A 26,254-nucleotide genomic window follows, 5' to 3' on the forward strand; every position below is an offset into this window, starting at 1 on the left:
TATTTATGATTTATCGTAAAACCGTAATACTTTAGTATAATTAGGATTTTTCGTTAAAGAGCATCTAAATATCTAACGTTTATAATAAAACAATATTTGAAATAAGCTAAGCTTTGTTGCCCTTTTATTAAATATATTTTACTACTAATGAGAGTAAAGTAAATAAAGTAGAAAGTATAGTATTTACAATTAGGCTGTTAACAAAAAATCTTTAAAGGGAATAAAGGTGGGGCGGTGGAAAAGTTCGGAGGGGTGGTGAATGATGTACTAATATAATCAAAAGGATGCTTTTTTAAAGTTAACTTGTTTGAAATAAAGTGTTGTTAACGTGCTTTTTATCTCATTTTCATATCCTTATTTTTTCGGTGACAAAAAAAGATATCTATTTTTAAAATTTAGTTCTAGATGTTCCCCCCTTAAAGTCCCATAATGATTAATTATAAAAACAAAATCTGAATATAATTTGATTTAAATAAACGGAGTAGAATTTAAATTAAGCGAATTTATAATAACAATAGTGAACGCCCGAAATTACACTTATCTACCTATTTTTCTTGATCTTAGAGGGTTAAAAGTTCTAGTGATAGGCGGGGGTACTGTAGGTACTAAAAGGGCTTTAAAATTCGCGGAGCTAATGAGTGACGTTACGGTAGTGAGTTTAGATTTTTCGACAGATCTTCAAAGAGCTTACGAAGAGAAGAAAATCAAACTGATTAAGGGTGATGCAAAAGCATTAATCAACGATAACTTCCTTTCACAATACCACATAATAGTAACGGCTACCTCAGATAGGACTCTTAATTCTTCGATATGTAAAGTTGCTAAAATCTTGGGAAAACTATGTAACGATCCGACCAACCCTGAGGAATCCAATTTCATAGTCCCCATTTACTCTATTGAGGACTCTATAGGCGTAGCCGTTACTACTTTCGGTAAGTCTAGTCTTTCCTCAAAGTTTATCCTACAGCTGATTAAGGAAAGAGTTCTCAACGACGAAGTGAAAAAGCTTGTAGAGGTCATGGGGCTAGTTAAGGATAAGATGAAGTCGGAAGTAGAAGACCCAAGAAGAAGATTCTCGTTGTATTCCTTAATTTTCAATGATCCTAAGTTTAGGGATTATGTGAGTAAAAACGACATAGAACACTCAATTAAGAGGGCGGAGGAGATAATCAATGGCAATAAGACAGATTAAATTAGACAATTATTACGCATTAATATACACTTATAAAACGGTAGGTCTCGATAAGTTATACGAGCACTATATTAGAGACGAGGAACTTAAGGCATTAAAATCTTCAGACGACATTGAGATTTGTGTTCTCCAAACGTGCAATAGAGTCGAGGCTTATCTTTATTTACACAATTTAGAAGACCTTAAAAACTTTCTAGAAAGATTAGACTCTTTCCATAAAGAGAAGATAACCAAAGATGCTATAATCCTACAAGGTAGAGACGTGGCAAAGCATCTCTTTGAGGTCGCCTCGGGAATAGATTCACTTGCAATTGGAGAATATGAGATTCTTAGACAAATAAAAGAAACTTCTGAGAAATGCAAAAAATTAAAGCTAATCGATGACGCTTTAGATCTACTATTTACTTCAGCAGTAAAGACCGGTAGGAGGGTTAGAAGTGAGACTAATATATCGAAAGGGAAGACCGGTGTCTATTCGCTTGCAGTTGATTTTGTAACAAGACAATTTAAAGATATCAAAAACTTAAAGGTTGCAATTGTAGGAGCTGGGGAAATAGGAAGTAAACTAGCCCATATGCTTAGGGATGCTGGTATAACAAATGTAACGATTTTTAACAGAACTCTGAGCAGAGCCTATGACGTAGCAAGTAAATTTGGATATAAAGCTATGGAACTTGACTTTGACGAGGTAAGTAAATTTGACGTTGTATTCGTGGCTATCTACTACCCACAGAAGGTCAAACTAAACGGGCCAAAACTAGTAGTTGACTTATCATTGCCAGCTATCGTTGAAGGTAATAATGTAGTAACCTTAGAAACCCTAAAGTCTCTTTCAGCCCAAATAATGGAGAGGAAAATGGGAGAGATAGAAAAGGCTAAGAAGATAATTGAGGCGGAAGTGGATAAGTTCAATAGAGAGATTGAGACGTATAACCTCAACAGGCTGATTTCAATATTTATGAGTAAAATAGAGGAGATAAGGAGAGAAGAGATCAAGGAGGCAATAAACGTTTTAGCTAAAAAGGGGCATCCGGAAATGGATGAAATATTAGAGATAATTGATAAGATGAGTTCATCTTTGCTGAAGAAAGTGTTCTCGCCGGTTTTAGAGGATATTAGAAAAACTCCTAATAGGATGGATTACCTTAATTATCTAATAGAGGTTTTAGGAAATGGTAACGTTTCCGACTCTAAGACCGAGAAGACTAAGAACTAATAAAGTAATAAGAGACCTGGTAGCCCAAACAACTCTTAATGTTTCCCAACTAGTCTTACCTATTTTTGTGAAGGAGAACATAAACGAGCCAGAAAAAATTGACAGCATGCCCGACGTATTCAGGTACCCGCCTAACGAACACCTAATCAAATTCGTAGAGCAGTCCTACAGTCTCGGAATAAAGAGCTTTATACTGTTTGGTATTCCTTCGTATAAAGACGACTTTGCTTCTTCAGCATATGCTAAGGACGGGATAATTCAAAGGAGCTTAAGACTTCTTAGACAAACTTTTGGAGATAAGATTCTCTTGATAGCTGATGAATGTACTGACGAGTACACCAGTCACGGTCACTGCGGAATAGTAGTTAATAAAAACGGTAAAGCGTTGGTTGATAACGATGAAAGCCTGGAGGTTCATGCTAGAATTGCCTTAAGTCAAGCTGAAGCTGGGGCGGATATAATAGCTCCGTCATCAATGATGGACGGAGTAGTAGGAGCTATAAGGAGGACACTTGACGAAAACGGGTTCAAAGACATTAGTATAATGTCTTACAGTGTAAAATATGCCTCGACTTTCTATTCACCTTTTAGAGATGCTGCTTACTCTAAACCTGCTTTCGGAGATAGAAGAGGATATCAAATGGATCCTAGGAACTCATACGAGGCAATTAAGGAAGCTCATCTAGACGTAGAGGAAGGAGCGGACATATTGATGGTAAAGCCAGCACATACATATCTCGACGTAATAAGAATCGTGAAGGAAAACTTCCCTGAATACCCCTTAGCCGCTTATCATGTCAGCGGTGAATACAGCATGATAAAAGCCGCTGCGCTAAATGGGTGGATCGACGAAAAAACAGCTGTCTTAGAAATAACAACAGCAATCAGGAGAGCTGGAGCTGATATAATACTGACGTATTATGCTCCGAAGATTGCAGAATGGATCAAGGAGGGTGTTCCGTTTTGAGCGAGAACCTATGGAAGGAAGCCCTGAAGCTTTTTGCTGGGGGAGTTAACAGCCCAGTAAGAGCTGCAGTTAAGCCTTATCCGTTTTACGTAGATAGAAGTGAAGGTGCTTTCTTATATACAGTAGATGGAAAGAGGCTAATAGATTACGTTTTAGGATATGGTCCACTATTTTTAGGGCATCGTCACCCCTATGTCGAAAAAAAGATTATAGAACAAGTTCAGAAGGGTTGGCTCTATGGTACTCCTAGTCCGGTTGAGATAAAGCTTGCGGAAAAGATAATCAGACATTTACCTTCTGCACAAAAGATCCGGTTCGTTAATAGCGGAACTGAGGCTACGATGTTAGCATTGAGGTTAGCAAGAGGGTATACTGGAAGAGAGAAAATACTCAAATTTAACGGCAATTATCACGGGGCTCATGATTATGGCCTTGTAGAGGCAGGTAGTGCAGCTACCGAATTCAACGTCTCTACTTCTAACGGAATACCTTTGTCAATAAGAAATACAGTCGAGATATGCGAGTACAATGACCTTTCTTGCGTTGAAAAGACGCTGAAAAAAGAAGACATAGCAGGGGTAATAGTAGAGCCAGTAATGGGTAATATGGGGTTGATCTTACCGGAGAAGGACTTTTTAAAGGGGTTGAGAGAACTAACCAAGTCCTATAACTCACTTTTGATATTCGACGAGGTCATTACGGGGTTCAGATTGGGACTTAGCGGAGCTCAAGGTTATTTCGGCATAAACCCAGATTTGACAACTTTAGGAAAAATTATAGGAGGAGGTCTACCTATCGGAGCTGTAGCTGGAAGAGCTGAAATAATTGATTTGCTAACGCCTTCAGGTAAGGTTTTTAACGCTGGGACCTTTAACGCAAACCCATTAAGCATGGCAGCCGGTTTAGCGACAATCGAAGTATTAGAAAGGGAGAAAGTTTATGATACGGCTAAAGAAGCTACTAAAGCTTTCAGTGAAGAACTCTCTATACTTCTAGAGAGGAAGGGCATTACCTTTACCCTTAATAGAATTGAAAGTATGTTCCAGGTTTTCTTCGGCGTGAAGAAAGTGACTAATGCTACCGAAGCAAAACAAGCTGACAAGAACACATATTTTAAGATGCATCAGAGAATGTTGGAAGGAGGAGTCTTCATTCCACCAAGTCAATTTGAAGTAATATTCTCTTCTGGTGCTCACAACTCCTCAGTAGTAAATACTACTATAGAAGTAACAAGAAAGGTGATAAACGAACTATGAATAAAATAAGAATAGCTGCTAGAGGGAGTAAGCTCAGCAGAATACAGGTAAGAATGGTGGAAGATAAATTAAATAAACTAGGAATAGAGACCTCATTCGTCGAGGTTAAAACAAAGGCTGACCTATTTCAAGCTTCGCCCTTATCACAGCTTGGAAAAGGGGTTTTCGAGAAAGAAGTAAACCAAGCTGTCATCAACGGGGAGGCTGATATTGCAGTCCACAGCATGAAAGATATGTTAAGCGAAACTCCACCCGGTTTAGAGCTCTATGCAGTCCTAAAGAGAGACCCGCCCTTTGATGTCCTAATTTCATTATCACATAAAGGTCTGTTCGAGTTGGAAAGCGGTAAAGTTATAGGAACGAGTAGCATCAGAAGAAAAAATTCGATAGTATTTTATCGTAAGGATCTGTCGGTGAGAGACCTTAGAGGGAACATCGACACAAGGTTAAGAAAGTTATTTGAGGGTGAATACGATGCAATAATTGTAGCTGAAGCCTCAATAACGAGGCTTGCTGCTTACGACCACCAATATCAAGGAATAAACTATTCTAAATTCGATCCTACACTCCTAACTCCTGAAGCTAACCAAGGAATAATAGCTATTGTGGGAAAGTCTAACTCTCCCTTAAAAGACCTTTTCAGAAAGTTAAATGACGAAAAGACCTACCACGAAGCAATAGCCGAGAGAACGGCTCTAAATATTATTGGAGGAGGATGTCATTCCCCCTTAGGTGTATTGTTTGAGGAATTAGATGAGGGTGAATACCGAGGAATAATGACTTTCACTAACGGAAGAAAGAAAATTACAGTTGAGGGTATTTTCCGAGGAAAACCAGAAGAGGTAGGAGAGGAGCTAGGTAAACAACTGTTAAAGGAGATTAAGGATGAAGGTATTGTTATTAAGACCTGAGGGCAGTGAAGTACCCCAAGATCCCGAGATAGAGATAGTTAATATACCGATATTAAAACCTGTATGTACACCCCACACGCTGCCTTTTAAGCCGAAAACGATAGGATTTACAAGCGTAAACGCGGTTAAATGTTTTAATTACGCCGAGGTTTTCGAAAAAGTTGATGAAGTTTATGCAGTAGGGCCCTCTACAGCAAATGCGTTAAAAGATATATTCAACGTTAAGCAAGTGATAGTTCCTGAAACTTTCACCGTTGACTCGATGGTCCAGAAGATGTTAAGAAATTCAAGAGATAAAACAATCTTAGTAAGAAGTAGTGTCGGGTATAAGAGGGACAAGGAGAAGTACCCACAGATAACCCAAATAGTTGATTACGACCTTTTAATAAACGAGGAGAACTTAAGGAAGACCAAACAACTTCTATCTGATTGTGTTTTTAACTATGTAATAATTACTAGTTCTCTAATAGCCACATTAGTTAAGGACTCTCTGAGAGAGTGTACTAAAGTAATTAGTATAGGTCCATCAACTACCAGAGCTTTAGAGGGGGTTAATAATATATATGAAGCTAGAGAACATGATATGAATGGAATATTTATCTTGTTGAAAGGGCTTTTGAGGGATGATTAATGGATGATACTACCTTACGCGAGCTCACTCTTAAAACATTAAGAGAGATAGTGGGGGAAATTGATGAAAAGACCTTAGAAATAAAGTTCTTTCAACAATTTAAGGACAAAGTAGATATTTACGGTAAATTCGAGAACGAAAAAGGTTTTTATGAGTTCGCACTTAGTTTTGACGAAAAAGGCAAAGCTAAGAGAAAAAATGTTAATATGATAATGCCCAAAGACATCAAGGACGAGATAGAGAAGAAAACAAAAGTTAACGGGTAGGCGTTTTGAGACTTCTATTAATAGTCATTGACGGAATGGCTTTTCACGTAGTAGAAAAGATAAGGAACAAGCTACCTACGATAAACGAGTTAATATCAAAGGGCTATTTCGGAAAACTCGAGTCCGTCTTCCCATCATTAACCCCTATAGCTTTAGCTTCTCTTGTAACTGGTAATACTCCTAAAGTAAACGGTGTTACGGCTCCTAAAATATTCGTTAAAGACAAACCATTATCTAACGAACTCTCTGCATACTCTAGCGATCCGTTAAAGACCGACCCTCTCTGGGTTTACTTGAGTAAAAATGGGTATAATACATTAGTGACCTCTTCACCACAAGCTTTACCCGATAAATGGAATATGGAAAACTCTGCCCTTTTCGATCCGTATAAGAGTAAAATGAAGAAATGCAGTGATGGAAGAGTGATAAGTGAGGGAGAAAACAAAGTTCTAGGAAAAGTTTGGTTAGTTGAAAGATCTTCGAATAAATTTTACGTAGCTATTCCCTCTCCAAACGGTGATAAAATCATAGAGTTAGAAAAAAATGAGTGGAGCTTACCAATTACCGTTAAGGGAAAGTGCGGAAAAGAGGAGTTTAATGCTATAACCATATTACACGCAAGGGAGAACGACATATACATATCACCTATAGCTTTCGATAATAAGAGATGGGGTAATAAACCTCAATTAATGGAAAGAATTTGGAATGAAATATCTACTGTTTATGGTATGATTATGGACGGTGACCATGTTTCGCTTCATAAGGATATAATTACCTTTGAAGAATACATGGAAACTGTTAAGAGAACCTTCACCTTCTTTTACAACTATACTAAATATCTTCTTGATAACGTGAAATGGGACTTTGCTTTAACATATTTGCCAGTAGTTGACAATGTACAACACTTATTATATGGTTTAGATGACGAAAAGGCTTGGGAGTATATAGTACAAAGTTATCTTATGGCTGATGAATTCATAAAAATGCACTTAGATTATGCTGATCTAGTGATAGTTGCCTCAGACCACGGTATTGAAAAGGTAAAGAAAAAAGTGTTTATTAACAAACTACTGGAGAAAATTAATGTCTTGTCCTTGAACGAAAAGGATGAAATCGACTGGTCTAGGACTAAAGCATATTACGGCGGAGGAGGACAGATACGAATTAACCTAAAAGGTAGGGAAGATAGAGGAATAGTATCACTGAAGGAATTCCCTAAGCTAGTTAGATATATAGTCAGGAATTTAGAAAACATTACGGATGGCGACGAAAAGATTTTTACTTCAATATACGCCAGTGAATCACCAGCACCCGATCGTGAAGGTGATATTAAGATAGGAGGAATTAAGGACTATTACGGAGTTAGCAGCGCCGTGAAAAAAGACATGGAAGTGATTGAAGACGTTATCCCTTATAAAATGAACAGTGGTGAACACGGGTATTTTAGAAAGAATGACCTATACGGGATCATAATCGCAAAATATAAACAATTAGAGCTGAATAGGACAGAAACTATTCAACAGGCTAAGATAATAGATATAGCACCTACAATTCTTAAACTATTCAATATTAATAACATTAAAATGGAAGGAAGACCAATATTAAAATTGTTAGAACCTTATGAGAGTTCCCGCCGCATATACTAAAAGGACAAAGAGAAAAATCGGAATAAGCTATGACGAATATGGTATGCCTTACACCGAATACGTTAACGAGAAAGGAGAAATAACTTCCGTCTTTACATCCTCTCCGAAAGAGAGGCATCCTCTACCCCTCAGAATAAACATAAAGTTTCTTCATGAGACTCGACTACTAAGAAATAGTAGTGTACTACCAGCTCTTCCATTCTTCCAAGACCTACCTAAACATTACTCACCTCTTAAAAAACACAAAGATGTAGAGAAAGTACATTTCAAAAGGCTGATCATTGGAGGAGGAACCTCAGGTATAGCTGCTCTGAATGAGGACTCAATTATGATAACTAGGGAGGTATTCGGGGACATCCTATTTGACGAGTCTCCCTCTTCCTTACTTTCCAAGGAGGAAATAGTGAAGAAACTAAAGGAAAAAGTGAAGAAATTCGAAAATAAAGTTCTTTACGGTAACTACATGGGGAAATTTGACGAAGGGCTACTTTTCGAGCTAGAAGACAAGTTCCTTCTTGTAGAGGCTGAAGAGATAGTAGTTTCTACCGGAGCTAGGACTTTAAAGCCTATATTCAAGGGTAATTGGGAACAAGGAGTAGTGTCAAGAGAGTATTACATTAGGAAGCTAAAGGAGGAAATCAGAGAGGACAGTAAAATACTAGTATTAGGATATAACGATTTGGCTGTAAAGACGGCTCTGAACTCTAAAAAAGCTATAATTTTAGCTCCCCAACATGTTGACTTTGCCTTTTCACCATTATACAGAGATCTTGCAAACGAAAATGGAATAGAACTTGAAAGGGATTACATCGTAGACGTGGTTAGAACCGATGACAAGAAACTGATAGTCACGACAAAAAAGAGCGAATATGAAGTTTCACTTATCGTATTTTCTGTTCTCAAACAACCGAGGCTTGAGGTTACAAGTAGTATGGGGCTTTCGTATACTTATGAAAATCACGTATACAAGCCTATAAGTGAAAATAACGTGCAAATAACTGGTGGGATGTTGGGGATAGTTGACGAATACTTAAGTTTACTCAGTGGTGAGGTTCTTAATGACCCGAGTAAAATGGATGAGCTGAGAAACCACTCGTCAAAGGAAGTTACATTCCCCATCTCACCTTATTATTATGGAAGCAATGGTCTGATTTGCGAATGCGAGGAGGTTTGGTTAGAAGATATAGAATATGCAAAATCTCTCGGGGTTAAAGATACTGAAGAAATAAAGAGAGTTACCGGGTTAGGGACTGGAAAGTGCCAAGGTAAAGCATGCGCAATAGTTGCAGGAGATTACTTGAAGAGCAATATTCTAATTTCCTTCAGGACGCCAATTTACCCGGTGAGAATATGATCATTATCGGTGCGGGTGCCCATGGTCTAAGTTTAGCTTATCACTTGGTCAGAGAGGGTTTTAATGATATTAAGATAATCGAAATGAAGAGGGTAGGATTTGGATCTAGCAGTAGAAATGCCTCTAGATTTCGTTATCATTTCTTCAGCAAAGAGAATATAACATATGCCAAGAAAGCCATTCCGTACCTAATACAGCACGTTAAAGAGCTAAGGCTTAACTCTCTACTTTATTTCACGGGATACTTATGGATCCTCAGGGACGAAGAACAAATCTCAATCCAAAAGAAGTTGGACAGCATGTGGAAAGCTGAAGGTATAGAAGGTGAATTCAGAGATTGTAGCGAATTTGAGTTTCTAAAAAGCGAAGGGTTGTGTTACTACGCGCCTCAGGATGGTGCATTCCATCACGACTATTTAATTTACAGTTACTATCTGGAGATAAAGGATAAGGCAAGATTAATCATAGATGAAGTAGAAAAAATAAACTTCAAAGGAGGGAAGGTAGCGGGGGTAAAACTAGCAAAAGGTGGAGAATTGAATGATGATATTGTAGTGATAACAGCTGGTGCTTGGAGCGGTAAATTAATGATGAATTCCGGGATTAACGTACCTATATTTCCTGAGAAGAAGGAAATCTTTATAACAGAAGACGTAAGTTTTAGGGTAAGACCCTTAGTAATAGACACGAGTAATAAGGTCTATTTTTCGCAAACACTAAAGGGTGAAATAATCGGGGGTACAGAAACTCCTAGACCGTACGATTTTCTACCATTTACTAACTCTTTCGAAGAGCTCTCACACTTTTTGAGAGCAATAAGGGAGATTGTGAAGGGCATAGAAGGCATAGGAATATTAAGAGGTTGGAGCGGTTATTACGAAATGACGCCTGATAGTTCCCACATAATGGGGTATGATGACGAGTGGCCGGAAGGACTATATATTGATGCCGGTTACAGTGGACATGGAATGATGTTTGCCCCGTATTCTGGTAAGCTTATGGCTGAACTAATACTGAACGGAAAAGTTCCGCCAGAAATGAGACCGTACTTACCTACAAGATTTAAGGAAAAGAAGCTGATAGCGGAAAGTCTAGTAATATAACCTTAACTACCACTGGAGGACGGCAATACTTTTACTTTCTTTCTATAATATTTTGTTACATATACCGCAAAGTCATACGCATATTTACTCCTACTCCCATCTAGGATTACTAAGTCGGCTGTAGTCATTTCCACATATTTCAAATTATCCTCGAAGTCTCCGTGGCTACTAAATCCTATGATAAATGAGTTCGAATCTACCGGTTTTATGAAGTCCTTGACAAGCCAACCGTCTAAGAGGAAGTTAGTTGTAGTCTTAGTCCTCCTCTTAAATTCGGTTGCGTGTTTAAACTCCACGTACCATCCATCCTTAATTATCTTCTTTCCCTCTTCAGTGTTTTTATTTACAAATTTACCTACCATTTCTCCGTATTTTTCAGCTATGGCTGTTAATTTCTCCACCTTATTTTCAACCACAAACGGTGCATCGACGTTATACTTTCGTAATACTTTCATAACCTCTTGTAACTTTCCGTAGTATGCATAAATAGTAACTGGACCTTTAAGGAGAGCATCTGCTACATAATCTGCGAATAACATCTCTATGTCATCCTTGTATTTTCTTACAAAGTTTGGATTGCCGTAGGTTACGTCTATTATTAATACGTCGGGATTAAGAATCGGCGTACCTTTCCCTGGGTTCCTAAAATCACCGGTATAAGCTATCTCAATTCCTTTTTCAGTTTCAATAACTACTTGTGAAGCCCCCATGATATGCTCCGCCCTCTCAAGCTTTATCTTCTCGCCAAGAAGATCTACCTTTACTCCGTAATTAAGCGGTAGTTGTTTGTGCTTAGGTACGTTATATCCTAACACTTGTAATGATTCAATAGTAATGGGTGAGGCAATTATGCTGGTACATTCCTTAATACTCTTATTTAATTCGTTTATGTGATCAGCGTGAAAGTGTGTTACAGCCCTGAATAACCTCTTATAATGACCATCAATAACGAAGTTATTACCCACCAGTATTGCACCGTTATCTTGTATATCGAACACACTAAAATTAAGGAAGTAACAATATATGAATTTTGATTAGGAAGGTTGCGTTTCTCCGCTTGAATCCTCTTTTTTCTTCAGCTTCAACTTATACATCTCTAAGATCTCTTGTGGTGTGGTAGCCTCTTCTACGCTCTTATCATCCCTCCACCTTATAAACCTGGGAAATCTTATTGAGAGCCCTGCTTCCTTGCTTACTTGACCCTTACAGCAGGTATGCTGAGGGGAAAGAGTTATCTCCGCACCTATCACCTCAGCCACATACTTTGGTTGAACCCATATATCTGGTTCCATCTCTGACTCTACTCTCGGGTCTTTGGAGTCCATTTTGATCTCCATAAGTTTCTTTTGTAGCTCATCCAGTTCCGCATCGCTGAAACCCGAGGCAACTTTACATACTGTATAAAATGTGTCAGTCTCAGGGTCGTAAGCTGCCATTAGTAGTGAGCTTAATTTTCCTCCTCTCTTACCTCTCCCGTAAAAAGCACCAACAACTACTAGGTCAACGCTGTCAGCCATCTCGCTCTGATAGTCTCTCTTGAGTTTTATCCACAAGAACCCCCTAGCTCCTGCCTGATATATTGAGTCTTTACCTACAGCCTTCACCATTATTCCCTCTGCGCCTTCCGAGATAGCCTGATAGAAGTACTCTTTCAGTTTTTCGACGTCATCTGTAAATATATGATGAGCAACGTGCAACTTGTCGTTGGGCTTTATTATTTCCTCGAGCTTCTTTCTCCTCTCTGGCAAAGGTTTCAGAGTGTAATCCTCTCCGTTATAATACATTAAGTCGAAAAGGTAGACATTTACTGGGTATTCCTCAACCGCCTCGTGTATATCGTTTTTTCTCTTCCTATGCATTAACTCTTGGAAAGGTAAAATGTCTCCACTTTCTTTATCTATAGCCACTATCTCGCCTTCGATTATCACCTCATCTGCATCGATATAGTCTTTAACATAATCTCTTACGTCGGGATACTGCTTAGTAATATTTTCGAGCCTTCTTGAGAATATATAAATCTCATTACCTTTCTTGTGAATTTGAGCCCTTTCCCCGTCATATTTATAATCTACTAACGCTTGACCTCCAACTTTTGATAATATTTCAACCGGGTCGTTGAGCCTTTCTGCTAGCATCGGTCTTATTGGTATTCCTACTTCAGGCTTTAGATTCTTTAACGCTTCAATACCCTCCGAAGCCACTACTTTAGCTATGTTACCAAGATCAGCCCTTAGATTGTAAGCCCTTTCTATTATTGGACGTGCGTGAGGACCACCTCCATAGGCGTTAGCAAGGGCGTCCATAATTGTTGCATCTCCTATACCAACCCTCAATCTCCCATCTATGAACCTTATAATGTATTTCGCTTCCAGAGGATCGGCCTTCTTTAATAAACCAGCTAGGGAGCGAATTTTTACGTCCCTACTTCCTTCGCCCTCAGCCAAAGCAATCTTACTTAGAGAGTTATATACTTCCTCAACAGTTAGGGGAGAAGATGACGAAGCACCTAAGAATGTTAAAATTGTCGTTCCGCTGCCTGACTTTTTCAGCCTATAGGCTACTTCACCCAAGTCACCTACCTTTTTAAGTTCGGCTTCGATTGTATCCTCCTTGACGTTTATCCCTATGGATAAAGCCTTTATCATTAACTTTTCTCCGAGACCTATTTCTGGATAACCATAAAAGTCAGGCCATAGTTTTCCCTGAATTATATAAATAACTTTATCTATTACATCTTTATCTGATTTCTTAAACAAGTCAGTTAACAACGAAGTTATTTGTATCCTTGAAGATATTCTCTCGAGTTTATCAAAATATTCAGCGATTAGTTTAAACTCCATCACTTTAATATGTTGATCAAAAAGTGTAATAAGGATGATGAAATCTGGCAAGACCGAGATATGACGAATCAGAGTTACACTGACCTCTTATTCAAGTAACCTTTTCCTTAAATAGTGTTTGTATACAAAATATTAAGGTAGCATGATTCTTGGAGATCGTGATTTGAAATATTACCTTGAAAAGGGATGGATTGTAATAGACCCATTAAGGGAAGACAGTGTTAGGGAAAACGGAATAGACCTTCGTATTGGTGGGGAAATAGCTAGGTTTGAGGAAAGGCAAGACAAGGTGTTTGACCCTGACAATCCTGATTACTCGCTATTTCACGTTGAGAAAGGGGAGGAGTTTATAATAAGGCCTTATGAGCACGTATTGTTAACTACTGAAGAGTTAGTGAGGTTGCCAAATGATGTTATGGCTTTTGTTAACCTTCGTTCGTCTTTTGCTAGGCTAGGTCTTTTTATTCCCCCAACAATTGTGGATGCTGGGTTTGAGGGTCAGATTACGATAGAAGTAGTAGGTTCTTCTTTCCCAGTGAAATTGAAGAGGGGGATGAGGTTTCTACATTTGATCTTTGCCAAAACTTTAACACCAGTTGAGAACCCATACCAAGGAAAATATCAAGGACAAAGAGGAGTAACAGTTCCTCGGTTTACGAACAAAAATCACAGTTGAGCTGCTAGTTTCCATCCTTTAGAGTTAGCGTCATATATTACCAGTGCTTCTTTTGCCAATTTCCTGAATAGTTTTGCCTCTTTAGGTTCAAGCTTACTTGCAGCCTCTTCAGGATCAGATGTATCTATCGACGAAATATCTCCAATAAATTTGTTGTAAAAATCTTGACTCATAGCTATTCTTTCGGATTCTAAGTATATTATTTTAGCCCCTTCTCTCTCAAGTTTATTGAAAAAAGCTGTAGGATCTCTTAATGCCTTAAGTTCCGACTCAAATAATATCCCTTCTTCTTGTAACCTTTCAATAGCTGTCTTCTTGGGTTGTGGTTGCTCTTTCTTCGTTTCAACCTTGATCTGTTTTTTCTCTTCACTCTTTTCAGTCTTTTCAATACTCTTTTTACTACTTTCTAACTCTTCAATTTTTTCTGCGAGATCTGCAATTTTCCTCTTTATTTCATCTATTTGTGCCGTAAAAGGATTTATATAATCCATTATTTTTCTCTCTAATTTTGTGGTAATCTGATTCACTATTTCTGGGTTATTCACGTCAATAGTAATTTGGCTTTGAATTGGAGTTTGCCTTCCGAACAAAACACTCCTTATGTATTCCGAAAGAAGAACGTAACCCTCTTGTCTTGCCTTTTCTTCTAATTCCTTGTATTCTTCATCAGTAAGCTTAATTGAAATAATTTTCACAAATAAAATAAGTCATGTGTTATTAAAAAACTACTTTCCTTAAACTTGAGATTACGCTTTCTGATTCTGCTTCTCAAGGATTGAAGCTATGAAATTCTCCTCAGTGGGAACTCCTATGAATTCAACAGAGCCGTTTATAGCTACAGAAGGCACTGACATTACTTGGTATTTCTCGGCTATGTCTTGGTTCTCGTACGCCTCTATCACATCTGATAGTACATTACACTTACCAGCTTTACAAGCTTCGTAAGCTACCATATGAGCCATTAAAGCAGCGTAAGGACAGTAAGGACATGAGGGAGTAACCACCGTCTCGATCTTCACAAATCCGTTGAGTTTCTCTTTTATTGCATCAATTGTTTCTTGGCTTAATCCACTTTCATTTAGTGAAAGCCTTACAGCAGTCTCAACTAGTGCTCTTATCTCTTCTCCCAATGGAGCACCAGTCCACCTTATATAGCCTTTAACGAAGGCAACAGTTGGAACTCTCTCAATATTAAACTCTTTGAAAACTTGTAAGTCATTTTGATTAGCTTTGTCTACCACGTGAACCTGTAATAAGCTTTTACCCTCCTTTTTAGGAGCTGCGTCACCCATGAATTCTAAAAATCTTTTCGTAACATCACAATAGTGGCAGTGTTCATCTAGAGAGTTTATAAATACGTACACATCAACAGGATTTTTCATATCTTTTAAAGCATCTTGTAAAGCTTGTTTAACTTCATCTGTAAAAAGTTCTGCAAATTCTTCCTCCATCCTAACCACGCTACTAATCTTTTTTCGCTTCGCCAAATAAAAAAGTAACTACTATAAATTCAAAATTTCCTCTTTTTTGCATTTAATTTGGTTGGGCTTTAGAACAAGGATATTTTCTGAATTAGGACTTATCTCTCTGAAAATAATACCTTGGAATTTCTTAACTTTTACTTTTGGATTTAACCAGCAATCAGGGTCTAATCCTGCTTTGAGACAAGTTTCGGCTAGGAAGGTCTCAGAGTCCCAACAATATTCCATAGGAACTTGAGGCAACAATAGACCGCTATACATTATCCCGTACTCGACAATCAATCCGTCTTCTCCTACTTTAACTTGATTCACGAGGTCTTTCCTATTGCTTGTTGTAATCTCCTCGGGTTTTGTCAGAACTGTTACTTCTATTATAATCTCATTGATCTCGTGCTTAGCTAGAGGAGGAAACCTGGGGTCAGAAAACGCAGCACCAATTGCAGCCTTACTTACTATCTCTCTAAGCGGTGCCACAGCCTCAACATAGCCTATACACCCTCTAAGGGATGTAGTTGAACCGGTCTCTTTTTCAAGTGTAACAAAAGCTAATCCTCTTTTATCTAGGACGGGGTCATGAAGAGACTCATCAATCTTTTTTCTCAATCCTAACTTGACTTCAATTGACTGTCTTGCAATCTTTATTAATTTCTTGCCTAACTCTTCAGTGAGTTCATTGATCGTAACTAATTGACTGCTGTTGAGACTCATTATTCTTTAATATTGCTCTCGCTCTAATAAGAGTGCTCTCTATAGTTCTCCAATGAGAACCTTTCCAATACTTTTTATGACACCTAGTACACTCCCACAAATTGTCATTAACCTTCTTCAGCACACCGTTACATACGGAGCACCTTGAAAAATTAGGATCTACAATATTCAAATCTATAGAGTATTTAGAAGATAATTTAGCTAAAATTTCTTCAATTTTCAGACCGGGGATAACATAAAAACACTCTAGCTTCCTCTTCCTAGCTCTTACACATAACCCTCTATCTCTCGTTATAATTATTCTATTCTCATCAGCAGCAATCTTCAAAATTTTCCAGTCTTCAAAGTTATTATTGTAAACAGTATCGTAACCTAATATCCTCAGCCACCTTGCTAGCTTGCCCAACATTGCATCTACTACGAATTTCTTAGTTTGCATCAAGCATTATACAGTATTACAAATATTAAAAGCCACGACGCCAATAATATTGAAACACCTCTACCTAGTAAATCCCACTTAGTAAGGTTAAAACCCCTTATAGTACCGTAGACTATCCCAACGGATAATGCATATGCAATTAACGGAATCAGAAGTGCTATTACCTCGTTATTCACTAAGATGAATGAAAGGACACCGCTTAATGCTCCCATAATCCCCCTCAGCACCAAGATTTTATCTTCCTTCTCCACGGTAATTAATAGACTATAGGGGGTAAAATAGTTGAACAGAAAAACGAGCATGTCTTACATTGATCTACTGGCGTGGTACACAGAAAACAAGAATAAACTTGAAGGGTGTAGAATAGACAACATATTCAAAATCGAAGGACTTTCAGCCTACTTACTTAAGCTGTATTGCAGAGGGGAATATAAGAACTTAGTCTTAGAGCCAGGTAAGAGAATCCACTTCACGAAATATGAAAGACAAAAAGACTCGACCGCCGAAGTCACAGTGTTACGTGAGCTCCTTCGAGACAGAATAATAAAAGACACCTCAATCTTAGGAACGGAAAGGATTATAAAGATACTTGCATCAGAGAAAATCATCTACTTAGAATTACTCCCGAGAGGTCTCATGGTGATTACAGATGAGAATAATAGAATACTGTTCTCTACAGAGTACAAAGAATTTAAAGACAGAACTATAAAATTAGGTCTGACTTATACCCCTCCACCACCCCTTAACCCTCCGACTAAGGAAGAGATAGAAAAACTACTTAAGAAAGGTAACCTAAGCAGGATTTTGGGAATACCTCAAGAGCTCGTTGAAGCTCTGAAATTACACGCAACCAATGAACAAGAGCTAGAGGAATCCAAGAAAAAGGTTGAGGAATTATTGAGGAAGATATCAAGCGGTAATTTCGACAAGTGTCTAATTAAGGACACTACTGTACTCCCGGTAAAAACTGAAGGTTGTATTGAGATGGAAAGTTATAATGACGCATTGGATGAATTTTTTACAGCAGAGGAAAAATCGTTAATAAAGAGTGAAATAGACAAAAAACTTGAGGAAGAAAGGAAAAAGTTAGAAAAAACAATAGAGGAAACCAAAAAGCAAATAGAGGACTATGAGAAAAAAGCTGAAGAGCTAAGAAGCATTGCACAAATTATAGTGGATAACTATGAGACTGTTAACTCCCTTCTTAGTCAGTCGGGTAAGCGAAATCCCTTCAAGACCACCATTAATGGAATGGAAGTGGAACTGGATCCTAGTCTCTCGGTATATAAGAATTCTTCTAAATACTTCGATATGGCTAAGGAGTACGTGGAAAAAGCTAAGAAAGCAAGGGAAGTTTTAGAGGATTTACAAAGAAAGATGCGAGATCTGGAAAATCAAATCCTTGAAAGGAAGGAAGAGATAATTGTAGCCTCAAGAAAGAAGGAATGGTACGAAAAATACCATTGGACTATAACAAGGAATGGTTTTCTAGTAATTGCCGGAAGAGACGTTGACCAGAACGAAAGTATAGTCAGAAAACTGTTAGAGGACAAAGATATCTTCTTCCATTCTGACATTCAAGGAGCTGCTGCCACTGTTCTGAAAACGAGTGGTAAAGAGCCCAAAGAGGAGGACTTACTTGATGCTGCCACAATTTCGGCTTGCTACTCTAAAGCCTGGAAAGCTGGTATGGCTGCCATAGACGTTTTTTGGGTATACGGAGAACAAGTTAGCAAGACCCCACCAAGTGGTGAGTACCTTAAGAAAGGATCCTTCATGATCTACGGTAAAAAGAACTATATAAAGAACGTTAAATTACAACTCGCTATAGGCTTGATAAAGAGCGAAGAAGGTTTAAAAGTTATGACGGGTAGCATCGATAATGTATCTTCGAAGACGGACACTTACGTTGTAATTTCTCCAGGCGAGGACGATCCCTCTAAACTAGCTGATAAGATAATAAAGTACTTCTATGAAAAGTTCGGTATTAAAGGTCTTAGAGCTTTAAAAGAGGACATTATCAGGGAAATACCTGGTAAGTCAAGGCTTCTTATGAAAAAAATTAAAGCATGAAGATATAATATTTATTGTTACCAGTTATGCCTTCTTTAACATTAGCCGAGCGAGCCTCTCTTGTAGGCCCCTTAGATTATAAAATTCTCAAAACCATTTATTCTCTTCATAGGAACCACGAGTGGATTATGACATCAGAGTTGGTAGAGGAAACAGGGTTAAGGTTAAACGAACTCCAGCCAGTTTTGCTAAGACTGTATAACCTCAGGTTACTCTCAAAACAGATAATAAGTGGTGAGTACAGTTACAGAATTACTTTTACAGCTTTAGATATATTAGCAATAAAGAAACTTTACGTGGAGAAAGTCCTTAAGAACCTTGGGATAGTAATAGGGGTCGGAAAAGAGAGCGAAGTGTACGTAGGTTATAACTTTAACGACGAACCGCTTATAGTCAAATTCCACAGGGTCGGTAAGAGAAGTTACAAGAACATCAGAAAGATCCGGAACATCCAAAAAGATAAAGACTGGACGGTAATTTCAGTAGAGAACGCAGAAAGGGAATACCAAGCCCTTGACTGCGTTAAGAAAAATTATGGTTATGTTCCACAACCTTACGGAAAAGCTTATAACGCCGTGGCTATGGAACTAGTGGAAGGCAGAGAGTTATACAAGAGTGAATTGACAAACCCAGAAGAAATATTAGATCAGATACTGTCGACAATTAGAATAGCGTATAATGAATGTAAAATGATTCATGGCGACTTAAGTGAATATAATGTACTTGTAAAGGACGGAACAGCTTACGTAATCGATTGGCCGCAATGGTCAAGCCCCGAGAATGAGGACTTACTCATAAGAGATATAGATCATATTCTTGCATATTTTTATAAGAAGTATGAAATAGATAAAGATGTAGATGCTGTCATAGATTATATAAAGGGGAAACCATGAAGGTAATGGGAATTGATATTGAGCCAGGCCAAAGCCCGTCTTCCTTGAAACCCCCCACATATTCTGTGATTATCATAAATGAAAAAGGTGAAGTAGAATACAAGGCAGAATCATCTCCTCTCACAAAAATATTAAGGTTAGCTTGGGAATTAAGACCAGATAAAATAGCAGTAGATAATGTTTATGAGCTAGCACCAGACGAGAAAAAACTTGTTAAAATCTTATCACTTTTACCGGACAAACTAGAAGTTATACAAGTTACTTACGTCAACAACACGTTTAAAGATATCAGAGACGTAGCAAGAGAGGCTGGACTCGAAGTTCAAGGAAAACCAACACCGTTAAGAACAGCTTATCTAGCAGCTGTTCTAGCCCTAAAGGGTATAGGGACTCCCATTAGGATTAGGGAGAATAAGACGAAGATTATAATTTCCAGAGGCAGGGCTGTAGGACCCGGAGGGATGAGCAGTAATAGATATAAAAGAAACTTAAGGGGGCTCATTCTCAGAGTAGCTAAAAGAATTAAAGAACAACTAGATGCACACGGGTTTGATTACGATTATTCAATAAAGAGAAGCAAAAACGGAATAGAAAAAGCTGTATTTACGGTGTATTCGCCCAGAGAGAGTTTATACGGGATCGTAAGGAAAATGAAGGGCCACGACCTAAGAGTTGAGATAAAGCCAGTTTATAAATCAAAAATCGAGTTTGGAGACACAAAAAAGGAAACTAAGCCCGTCATAGTAGGCATAGACCCCGGGATAGAAGTGGGGATATCAATAATAGATTTGCACGGAAACCCCTTGTTTATGACGTCTAGGAGAAACATAGACAGAGAAGACGTAATAGACATTATAAGAAAATACGGAAAGCCCGTTTTAATAGCAACTGATGTAAATCCGGTGCCCGACAGTGTAAAGAAAATTTCAGCAGTGCTAAACTCTAAGTTGTTTGTCCCAGACAGAAGACTCAGCATGGATGAGAAGATGTTAATTGTCGATAAATTCTCTACTCAACACGGATTGAAAATCGACGACCCACACGTAAGGGATTCCCTAGCGGCTGCTTTGAAGGCATATTATGAGATATCCCACAAGCTAAATCAGGCTAGAGGATTACTAAGGAGAATGGATATAGACGTAGATGAGGATCGGGTACTGGAATGTATTATTGAAGGTAAAACTATGGATGAGTGTGTAGAAAAAGAAATTGAAAAAGAGATAGAATTCACGAAAAACGAAATCTCTCAACCTAATTTTACTCCGCATCAAACTAACTACTACACCAAAGTGAACTCTCTTGAGGAAGAGAATATGCAATTAAAGAGAGATATTGAAAGACTTAAAAGAAAGATCAGGGAAATGACATTTCAGAATGTATTATTACAGAAAAGGATTGATGAAATCAAAACAATGTACAATAAGGAACTTCAAAAGGAAAGAAAGATTTACGAGTTGAAGCTGGAGATAGAGAACTATATCAAACTTATAAATACCATGAGAAATCAGATAGAAGAAAAAGAAAAAGAAATCAAGAGTTTACTCGAGATAATAGAAGGTTTAATTAACTCTAGATTACTAGTGGTAAGTTCTGATCAATTACCTCCTTACATAGAGGTAGATACTAATGAAAAAAGAGTATACTTTCATAGTCAACAAGTAGATAATTCTATAGTGAAGTTATTTTTAGGGGATAAAGTAATCGTTGAAAAAGAGACACTAAGAGATTTGGAAATACTTAATAAGGAAAAGTTACTCGCAGAGAGTGAAAAACTTGACCTAAAGAGAATCCTTGAAGACTATAGGAGAAATCGTTTCAGAACAAAGTGACTTTACCCTCTAATATCAGATCGGAGATCTTGACAATATTGCCAAGCATTTCATCAGTGATCCCTTCGATCTCTCTCTTCATATTATCGTTAATTTTACCGTCCTCAGTCATAACCTGAACGTTAGCTATTAGAGGGTCGTCTATAGGTCTTCCTATTTGACCTAACACTTCTACTTGGACACTCTTTACACCTTTTACCTCTTGAGATACTTTCTGTGCAATTAGGTTCGCAACGATGTTGTAAAGTTTGCCTACGTGATTCACGGGGTTCTTTCCTGCAGTAGCTTCCAAAGACATAGGACGCATGGGCGTTATTAATCCGGTAGCCCTGTTTCCTCTTCCCGTCATTCCATCATCTCCGTGCTCCGCTGAAGTCCCAGTCACGGTGAGATATACTATACCTCTATCTATCTTATCACCAGTGTTTATGTTCACTTTCACATCATAATTAGGAACTAACTTTGCTGCCAAATCTAGAATTTGATTCTTAGCTTCTTCTTTAACGTTTATATACTGATTTATGTCTTCTACAAGTTGGCTTATAACTGCCATAGCCACGGTTAATTCTATCCTATTGCCTTTTCTTAATCCCATCACCTTTATGTCTTCTCCTATCTCAGGGATCTTAGCTTTAATTTCCTTAGAGTTCAACAGTCTTTCAGTATTGAATACTAGATTTTCCAGTTTAGAATAAGGTGCAAATCCAACTCCAAAACTTGTATCATTAGATAAAGGCACTTTCTTACTAGCTTCGAATATCCCAACTAGATCCGTAGAACCTTTCCCTATTTTGTAATCAACTACTACATGTTTTTCTGGGTCTAGATATCTGAAGTGATCTTTAATCCATTCCTTAACACTTTCAATTATAATTGTTCCTACTGGTATACTCTCTGTTCCGTGCTCCGTCTTGACTTCAGTAGTTGCTCTACCTGATACTACAATGTATATAGGATGAAGAACTTCTCCGCCCTTAAACTTAGGTGCTGCTTGACCGCCTACGAGCAAAGTCTTATCTAAATTGTGATGTAAAATTACTCCGTAGTTCTTGAGGTAATAAAGAGAAAGTTTTCTGCTGGCTTCCTCTGATGCCGAATCCGCTATGTAGTCCGGATGACCTACTCCTTTTCTTTCTACTAATTCTACATCTAAAGAGTCTATATCAGCCCAGTGGCTTAATTGAACGTTTATGTTCCTCATTATACCTTATCCTCACACCAAATAGCTTATAAATTTACTTTTCCTTTCCCATTATCACTTCGTAGTCAACACTGATAAAGAGAATGTTACTACCTCTGATTAAAACTCTACCATATTTTGCAACAGGGTCTGATGTACCTTCTTTAGTCTCTATACAGTCCCTTAATACTAGGTTCATGGTACCGTCACTCTGTTCCAATCTACCGATATATTCAGAACCGTTCTTCAATTTCACTAATACAACTTTATTCATAGCTGTTTTTAGACTCTTTAACGGATTTTCCATCTTCGCTTGCACGATAAGTCTCCTCAATTTGAAATTGTGTTACTAGCTAATATAAAAGGGTTCTCATCTCTTTTACCTTACGTTTTTTAAGGGAAATGATGTCAAGATTAATAATGTGGAATTAATAATCTCAGAACCTGAAGAAATTGTAAAGATATCAAAGACATTAAGCGTAATGGCAAGAATAAATATACTAAAACTTACAAGCGAGAAGCCGTTAGATATAACTGAATTAAGCGAAATACTGCACATGAGTAAGGGGAATATAAGTAATCATGTTGCTGAGCTAGAAAATGCCGGCCTTGTGGAAGTTAAATATGAAAACGGGGTTAAAGGAATAAGAAAAATCGTGAAACCTAAATACCAAAAAATAACTATAATTTTACTCGATGCCAGCACTAGCCTTGAGAAAACTAACGAAAACGGGTGAAGGTGCTAACGGTCTACTTCTGTATTCAGGATGCCCTTGTAGTCCGACGAAGAACTTATGATCCTTAAGCTCGATCATCTCCACCAGACCGTTTTCACTGATTCCCGAAATAACCATCCCGTTCTTTTGGAGTTCGTCTACATATTCAGGGTTGACTTCGTATCTATGCCTATGTCTTTCATAAGCGACTGTTGAACCGTAAATCTTGTTGGCTAACGACCCTTCCTTAATTATAACCTTCTGTAATCCTAATCTCATCGTTCCACCAACTTGCACCACTTTCTTTTGTTCATCTAGAAGAGTTATCACCGGATAAGGTGTTTTAGGATCGACCTCTGTAGTGTGAGCCCCCTTCAAACCCATTATATTCCTAGCGAACTCCACTACAGCTAATTGCATCCCATAGCATATTCCCAAAAACGGAATGTTATTCTCTCTTGCAACCCTTATAGCAGATATCTTACCTTCCACTCCCCTCGCTCCAAAGCCTGGCAATACTATTATACCGTTAACCTTCTTAAGTTTCTCCAGTTCTTGTGGATAACTTTCTAGATCGGTGGATTCTATCCATAATAATACAGGCTTTAACTTCAGTTTAGCCGCGGCGTGATATATTGCCTCCTTTATGCTTATGTAACTGTCTTTCAATTTCGTATACTTACCGACAAGAGCTATTGTGACCTCTCTCTTACCCTCTTTAAGGTCTGAGATGAACTTCTTCCAATCTTCCAGATTGGGCTGACTATCTTTAAGCTGAAGTTTCTCTAGAATTCTACTTGGTACTCCTTGATTCTCGAGTATTAGGGGTACTTCATACGTCATGGAAACATCGTAGTTAGAGAAAATATTTTCGGGTCTTACATTTGTAAATAGTGCGATCTTTTTCCTAGTTTCTTCGTCTAATGGTACTACAGACCTTGCAACTATAATATCTGGTTGTATTCCTATCCTGCGTAATTCTTGTACACTGTGCTGAAGTGGTTTCGTTTTGAGCTCCTCTGTGGCTCTCAAATATTCTACGAGAGCTACGTGTACAAATACTACGTTATGTTCAGCCTCCTCAATTTTCAACTGCCTAACTGCCTCAAGAAAAGGCAGACTCTCTATATCACCTACAGTACCTCCTATCTCTACTATTGCGACTTCCGCATTAGCCTTTTCAGCAGCTTTCCTTATCATCGATTTTATCTCGTCCGTAACGTGCGGGATTATCTGAACTGTCTGACCTAAGTATTTTCCCTCTCTTTCCTTTCTGATAACCTCGAAATAAACCTTGCCTGCAGTTATGTTGTTGTATTTGCTCATATTTATTCCGACAAACCTTTCATAATGCCCTAAATCTAGGTCAGTCTCTGCTCCATCATCAGTTACGAATACTTCACCGTGCATATATGGGTTCATAGTACCTGCATCTACATTCAGATATGGATCGACCTTTACTAACGTGACATTATATCCTCTGGCCTTTAGTAGAAGCCCTATAGAGGCTGACACCGTACCCTTACCAACGCTTGACAGAACGCCTCCGGTGACTATAATAAACTTCGTCAAACGGAAATCACAGCTAATATTCTACAAACACCAGTTTTAAAGCTCATTTGTCTTATTTCTAATGGGTAATCTATACGGGGAATAATATGGAATTACTTGAAAAACTAAAAAATTCTAGATTTTTACAAGTAGCATTAGATTTTTTAAAAATAGATGATGCCTTAAAAGTAGCATTAGATGCGATAAAAGGAGGGACAGATATATTAGAGTGTGGAACTCCACTACTAAAGGCTGAAGGTATTACTGCGCTTAAAAAACTTAATGAAATCGGTAAAGGGAAAATCGTTCTAGCGGATACTAAGACAGCAGATGCTGGTGATGTTGAAGCTGAAATAGCTAGGTTGGGAGGCGCAAAAATAATGACTGTCCTCGGAATTATGGATGATGCTACAATAGAGAGTGCAGTGAAGAAAGCTCATGAATACGGTATCTTAGTGCAAGCAGACTTAATAAACGTTAAGAACGTTAGGGACAGAGCTCAGGAACTCAAGAAACTAGGTGTGGATATAATAGGACTACACGTTGGTTTAGACGTACAAAAGAAAAGGGGCATTAGTGTTTCAGACCTTAAAAAAGAGATCAAAGAGGTATCGGAATTGGGAGTAGTAGTTTCAGTAGCTGGAGGCTTAAATAAGGATAGGATACAAGAGTTGCTTGACTTACCGATTAACATCTTTGTTGTAGGTGCAGCAATAACCAGAGCAAGCAATCCTTATAACGTGACATTAGATATAGTTAAGATAATAAGGCAGAAGTGATAGTATTAGAAGAGGAGAATTATATGTCTCAGCCTGGCGGTCAGACAAAGTCTAAGGACGTAAAGCTTGTGACGAAGCAAGTAATAACTCCTGACGTTCTTAAAGAAGACAAAAGAAAGATCAAACTATTATACATTATTAAGGTTTTAGGTGGTGCATCGGAGAAGGCTCTAGTTACTGCATTAAATGAAATGAAGGAGAAAGGGTTAGATTTAGGATATCAGTTCAACGTCATTGGCGGAAACATTTTCAGTCCTATGGTTAAAGAAGATATTACTTCTTTATTATACTTAGGATATGTAGAGAACGATCCAGTCAGCAAGAAGTTAAAAATTACCAATAATGGACTAGAGTTTCTAGACAATCAAACTATAGAGGAAGATTTCAAGAATAACCTTAACCAATTAATAAATGATATAAAACTTAAGGTTCAAGCGATAGATGAAGAAAATAGATTAAAGAATAGAAGAAATAATAGAAGATACTAAACCGAAATTCTACCTTATTTATTTTTTGTTTTTAATTCACCTTTGTTAAAGGATATTAA

General features: G+C 37.9%; 27 protein-coding genes. 17 read left to right on the forward strand and 10 right to left on the reverse strand.

Features of this window, described 5'->3' with window-relative positions; translation table 11 throughout:
- The first annotated feature begins 517 nt into the window (after positions 1 to 517).
- From D1868_RS00855 to D1868_RS00900, 10 genes are read left to right on the forward strand one after another with little or no spacing between them, the layout of a single operon-like run.
- A complete protein-coding gene (locus D1868_RS00855) occupies positions 518 to 1,192 on the forward strand; it encodes a precorrin-2 dehydrogenase/sirohydrochlorin ferrochelatase family protein (RefSeq protein WP_156004891.1) in 675 nt (224 codons plus the stop codon).
- The gene (locus tag D1868_RS00860; RefSeq protein ID WP_156004893.1) at positions 1,173 to 2,408 is read left to right on the forward strand and encodes a glutamyl-tRNA reductase; all 1,236 of its coding nucleotides are present in this window, start codon (positions 1,173 to 1,175) and stop codon (positions 2,406 to 2,408) included. Before D1868_RS00855 ends, D1868_RS00860 begins: the two co-directional genes overlap by 20 nt.
- Complete coding sequence (hemB, locus tag D1868_RS00865) at positions 2,365 to 3,375, forward strand: porphobilinogen synthase (RefSeq protein WP_156004895.1); 1,011 nt, start codon at positions 2,365 to 2,367, stop codon at positions 3,373 to 3,375. The genes D1868_RS00860 and hemB overlap by 44 nt, the downstream gene beginning before the upstream one ends.
- The gene (hemL, locus tag D1868_RS00870; RefSeq protein ID WP_156004896.1) at positions 3,348 to 4,631 is read left to right on the forward strand and encodes a glutamate-1-semialdehyde 2,1-aminomutase; all 1,284 of its coding nucleotides are present in this window, start codon (positions 3,348 to 3,350) and stop codon (positions 4,629 to 4,631) included. The genes hemB and hemL overlap by 28 nt, the downstream gene beginning before the upstream one ends.
- A complete protein-coding gene (gene hemC, locus D1868_RS00875) occupies positions 4,628 to 5,542 on the forward strand; it encodes a hydroxymethylbilane synthase (RefSeq protein ID WP_156004898.1) in 915 nt (304 codons plus the stop codon). The genes hemL and hemC overlap by 4 nt, the downstream gene beginning before the upstream one ends.
- Entirely contained in the window at positions 5,517 to 6,173 is a 657-nt protein-coding gene (locus tag D1868_RS00880) for a uroporphyrinogen-III synthase (protein WP_156004900.1), read from the forward strand. The genes hemC and D1868_RS00880 overlap by 26 nt, the downstream gene beginning before the upstream one ends.
- Positions 6,173 to 6,439 (forward strand): hypothetical protein, encoded by a 267-nt coding sequence (locus D1868_RS00885; RefSeq protein WP_156004902.1) that lies wholly within the window; start codon positions 6,173 to 6,175, stop codon positions 6,437 to 6,439. Before D1868_RS00880 ends, D1868_RS00885 begins: the two co-directional genes overlap by 1 nt.
- A 5-nt stretch (positions 6,440 to 6,444) precedes the next feature.
- Entirely contained in the window at positions 6,445 to 8,085 is a 1,641-nt protein-coding gene (locus D1868_RS00890; RefSeq protein WP_156004903.1) for an alkaline phosphatase family protein, read from the forward strand.
- Positions 8,060 to 9,439: a (2Fe-2S)-binding protein gene (locus D1868_RS00895; protein ID WP_156004905.1), complete on the forward strand. Its 1,380-nt coding sequence runs from the start codon at positions 8,060 to 8,062 to the stop codon at positions 9,437 to 9,439. The genes D1868_RS00890 and D1868_RS00895 overlap by 26 nt, the downstream gene beginning before the upstream one ends.
- Positions 9,436 to 10,542 (forward strand): NAD(P)/FAD-dependent oxidoreductase, encoded by a 1,107-nt coding sequence (locus D1868_RS00900; protein ID WP_156004907.1) that lies wholly within the window; start codon positions 9,436 to 9,438, stop codon positions 10,540 to 10,542. Before D1868_RS00895 ends, D1868_RS00900 begins: the two co-directional genes overlap by 4 nt.
- A 2-nt stretch (positions 10,543 to 10,544) precedes the next feature.
- Here D1868_RS00900 and D1868_RS00905 read toward each other — a convergent pair whose 3' ends face one another.
- The gene (locus tag D1868_RS00905; RefSeq protein ID WP_156004909.1) at positions 10,545 to 11,540 is read right to left on the reverse strand and encodes an MBL fold metallo-hydrolase; all 996 of its coding nucleotides are present in this window, start codon (positions 11,538 to 11,540) and stop codon (positions 10,545 to 10,547) included.
- A gap of 36 nt (positions 11,541 to 11,576) precedes the next feature.
- On the reverse strand, positions 11,577 to 13,382 hold the full coding sequence (locus tag D1868_RS00910) for an ATP-dependent DNA ligase (protein ID WP_156004911.1): 1,806 nt from the start codon (positions 13,380 to 13,382) through the stop codon (positions 11,577 to 11,579).
- A 142-nt stretch (positions 13,383 to 13,524) separates the two neighbouring features.
- On the opposite strand from D1868_RS00910, the gene dcd reads away from it, so the two are divergent.
- Positions 13,525 to 14,058 (forward strand): dCTP deaminase, encoded by a 534-nt coding sequence (dcd, locus tag D1868_RS00915; RefSeq protein WP_156004913.1) that lies wholly within the window; start codon positions 13,525 to 13,527, stop codon positions 14,056 to 14,058.
- Here the strand turns inward: dcd and D1868_RS00920 are convergent.
- Genes D1868_RS00920 through D1868_RS00940 form a run of 5 tightly spaced genes read right to left on the reverse strand, consistent with a single transcriptional unit; the run spans position 14,049 to position 16,937 of the window.
- Positions 14,049 to 14,753: a plasmid mobilization protein gene (locus D1868_RS00920; RefSeq protein WP_156004915.1), complete on the reverse strand. Its 705-nt coding sequence runs from the start codon at positions 14,751 to 14,753 to the stop codon at positions 14,049 to 14,051. The two genes, dcd and D1868_RS00920, sit on opposite strands and share 10 nt — an antisense overlap.
- Before the next feature lie 51 nt (positions 14,754 to 14,804).
- Complete coding sequence (gene pdo / locus D1868_RS00925; RefSeq protein WP_156004917.1) at positions 14,805 to 15,509, reverse strand: protein disulfide oxidoreductase; 705 nt, start codon at positions 15,507 to 15,509, stop codon at positions 14,805 to 14,807.
- Positions 15,510 to 15,560: 51 nt separating this feature from the next.
- The gene (locus D1868_RS00930) at positions 15,561 to 16,247 is read right to left on the reverse strand and encodes a TIGR00296 family protein (RefSeq protein ID WP_156004919.1); all 687 of its coding nucleotides are present in this window, start codon (positions 16,245 to 16,247) and stop codon (positions 15,561 to 15,563) included.
- Positions 16,210 to 16,686 (reverse strand): Mut7-C RNAse domain-containing protein, encoded by a 477-nt coding sequence (locus D1868_RS00935; RefSeq protein ID WP_156004921.1) that lies wholly within the window; start codon positions 16,684 to 16,686, stop codon positions 16,210 to 16,212. Before D1868_RS00935 ends, D1868_RS00930 begins: the two co-directional genes overlap by 38 nt.
- Positions 16,686 to 16,937, reverse strand: coding sequence for a hypothetical protein (locus tag D1868_RS00940; RefSeq protein WP_156004923.1), 252 nt, complete (start codon positions 16,935 to 16,937; stop codon positions 16,686 to 16,688). The genes D1868_RS00935 and D1868_RS00940 overlap by 1 nt, the downstream gene beginning before the upstream one ends.
- A gap of 31 nt (positions 16,938 to 16,968) precedes the next feature.
- On the opposite strand from D1868_RS00940, the gene D1868_RS00945 reads away from it, so the two are divergent.
- From D1868_RS00945 to D1868_RS00955, 3 genes are read left to right on the forward strand one after another with little or no spacing between them, the layout of a single operon-like run.
- On the forward strand, positions 16,969 to 18,759 hold the full coding sequence (locus D1868_RS00945) for an Rqc2 family fibronectin-binding protein (protein WP_231112410.1): 1,791 nt from the start codon (positions 16,969 to 16,971) through the stop codon (positions 18,757 to 18,759).
- A gap of 26 nt (positions 18,760 to 18,785) precedes the next feature.
- The gene (locus tag D1868_RS00950; protein ID WP_156004925.1) at positions 18,786 to 19,652 is read left to right on the forward strand and encodes an RIO1 family regulatory kinase/ATPase domain-containing protein; all 867 of its coding nucleotides are present in this window, start codon (positions 18,786 to 18,788) and stop codon (positions 19,650 to 19,652) included.
- Positions 19,649 to 21,481 carry a DUF460 domain-containing protein gene (locus D1868_RS00955; RefSeq protein ID WP_156004926.1) on the forward strand — a complete coding sequence of 611 codons (1,833 nt, stop codon included), beginning with the start codon at positions 19,649 to 19,651 and terminating at the stop codon, positions 21,479 to 21,481. Before D1868_RS00950 ends, D1868_RS00955 begins: the two co-directional genes overlap by 4 nt.
- Here D1868_RS00955 and D1868_RS00960 read toward each other — a convergent pair.
- Positions 21,468 to 22,685, reverse strand: coding sequence for a methionine adenosyltransferase (locus tag D1868_RS00960; RefSeq protein WP_196770287.1), 1,218 nt, complete (start codon positions 22,683 to 22,685; stop codon positions 21,468 to 21,470). The genes D1868_RS00955 and D1868_RS00960 overlap by 14 nt on opposite strands.
- Positions 22,686 to 22,716: 31 nt before the next feature.
- Entirely contained in the window at positions 22,717 to 22,980 is a 264-nt protein-coding gene (locus tag D1868_RS00965) for a U6 snRNA-associated Sm-like protein LSm6 (RefSeq protein ID WP_156004928.1), read from the reverse strand.
- Between the two features lie 103 nt (positions 22,981 to 23,083).
- Here D1868_RS00965 and D1868_RS00970 point away from each other — a divergent pair, with 103 nt between their 5' ends.
- Entirely contained in the window at positions 23,084 to 23,398 is a 315-nt protein-coding gene (locus D1868_RS00970) for an ArsR/SmtB family transcription factor (RefSeq protein WP_156004929.1), read from the forward strand.
- Here D1868_RS00970 and D1868_RS00975 read toward each other — a convergent pair.
- A complete protein-coding gene (locus tag D1868_RS00975; protein ID WP_156004930.1) occupies positions 23,351 to 24,949 on the reverse strand; it encodes a CTP synthase in 1,599 nt (532 codons plus the stop codon). The two genes, D1868_RS00970 and D1868_RS00975, sit on opposite strands and share 48 nt — an antisense overlap.
- A gap of 86 nt (positions 24,950 to 25,035) precedes the next feature.
- On the opposite strand from D1868_RS00975, the gene D1868_RS00980 reads away from it, so the two are divergent.
- On the forward strand, positions 25,036 to 25,707 hold the full coding sequence (locus tag D1868_RS00980) for an orotidine 5'-phosphate decarboxylase / HUMPS family protein (RefSeq protein WP_156004931.1): 672 nt from the start codon (positions 25,036 to 25,038) through the stop codon (positions 25,705 to 25,707).
- 23 nt (positions 25,708 to 25,730) lie between these two features.
- On the forward strand, positions 25,731 to 26,195 hold the full coding sequence (locus D1868_RS00985) for a hypothetical protein (RefSeq protein WP_156004932.1): 465 nt from the start codon (positions 25,731 to 25,733) through the stop codon (positions 26,193 to 26,195).
- Positions 26,196 to 26,254: the final 59 nt, after the last annotated feature.

This window comes from Stygiolobus azoricus (assembly GCF_009729035.1).
GTDB classification, from domain to species: domain Archaea; phylum Thermoproteota; class Thermoprotei_A; order Sulfolobales; family Sulfolobaceae; genus Stygiolobus; species Stygiolobus azoricus.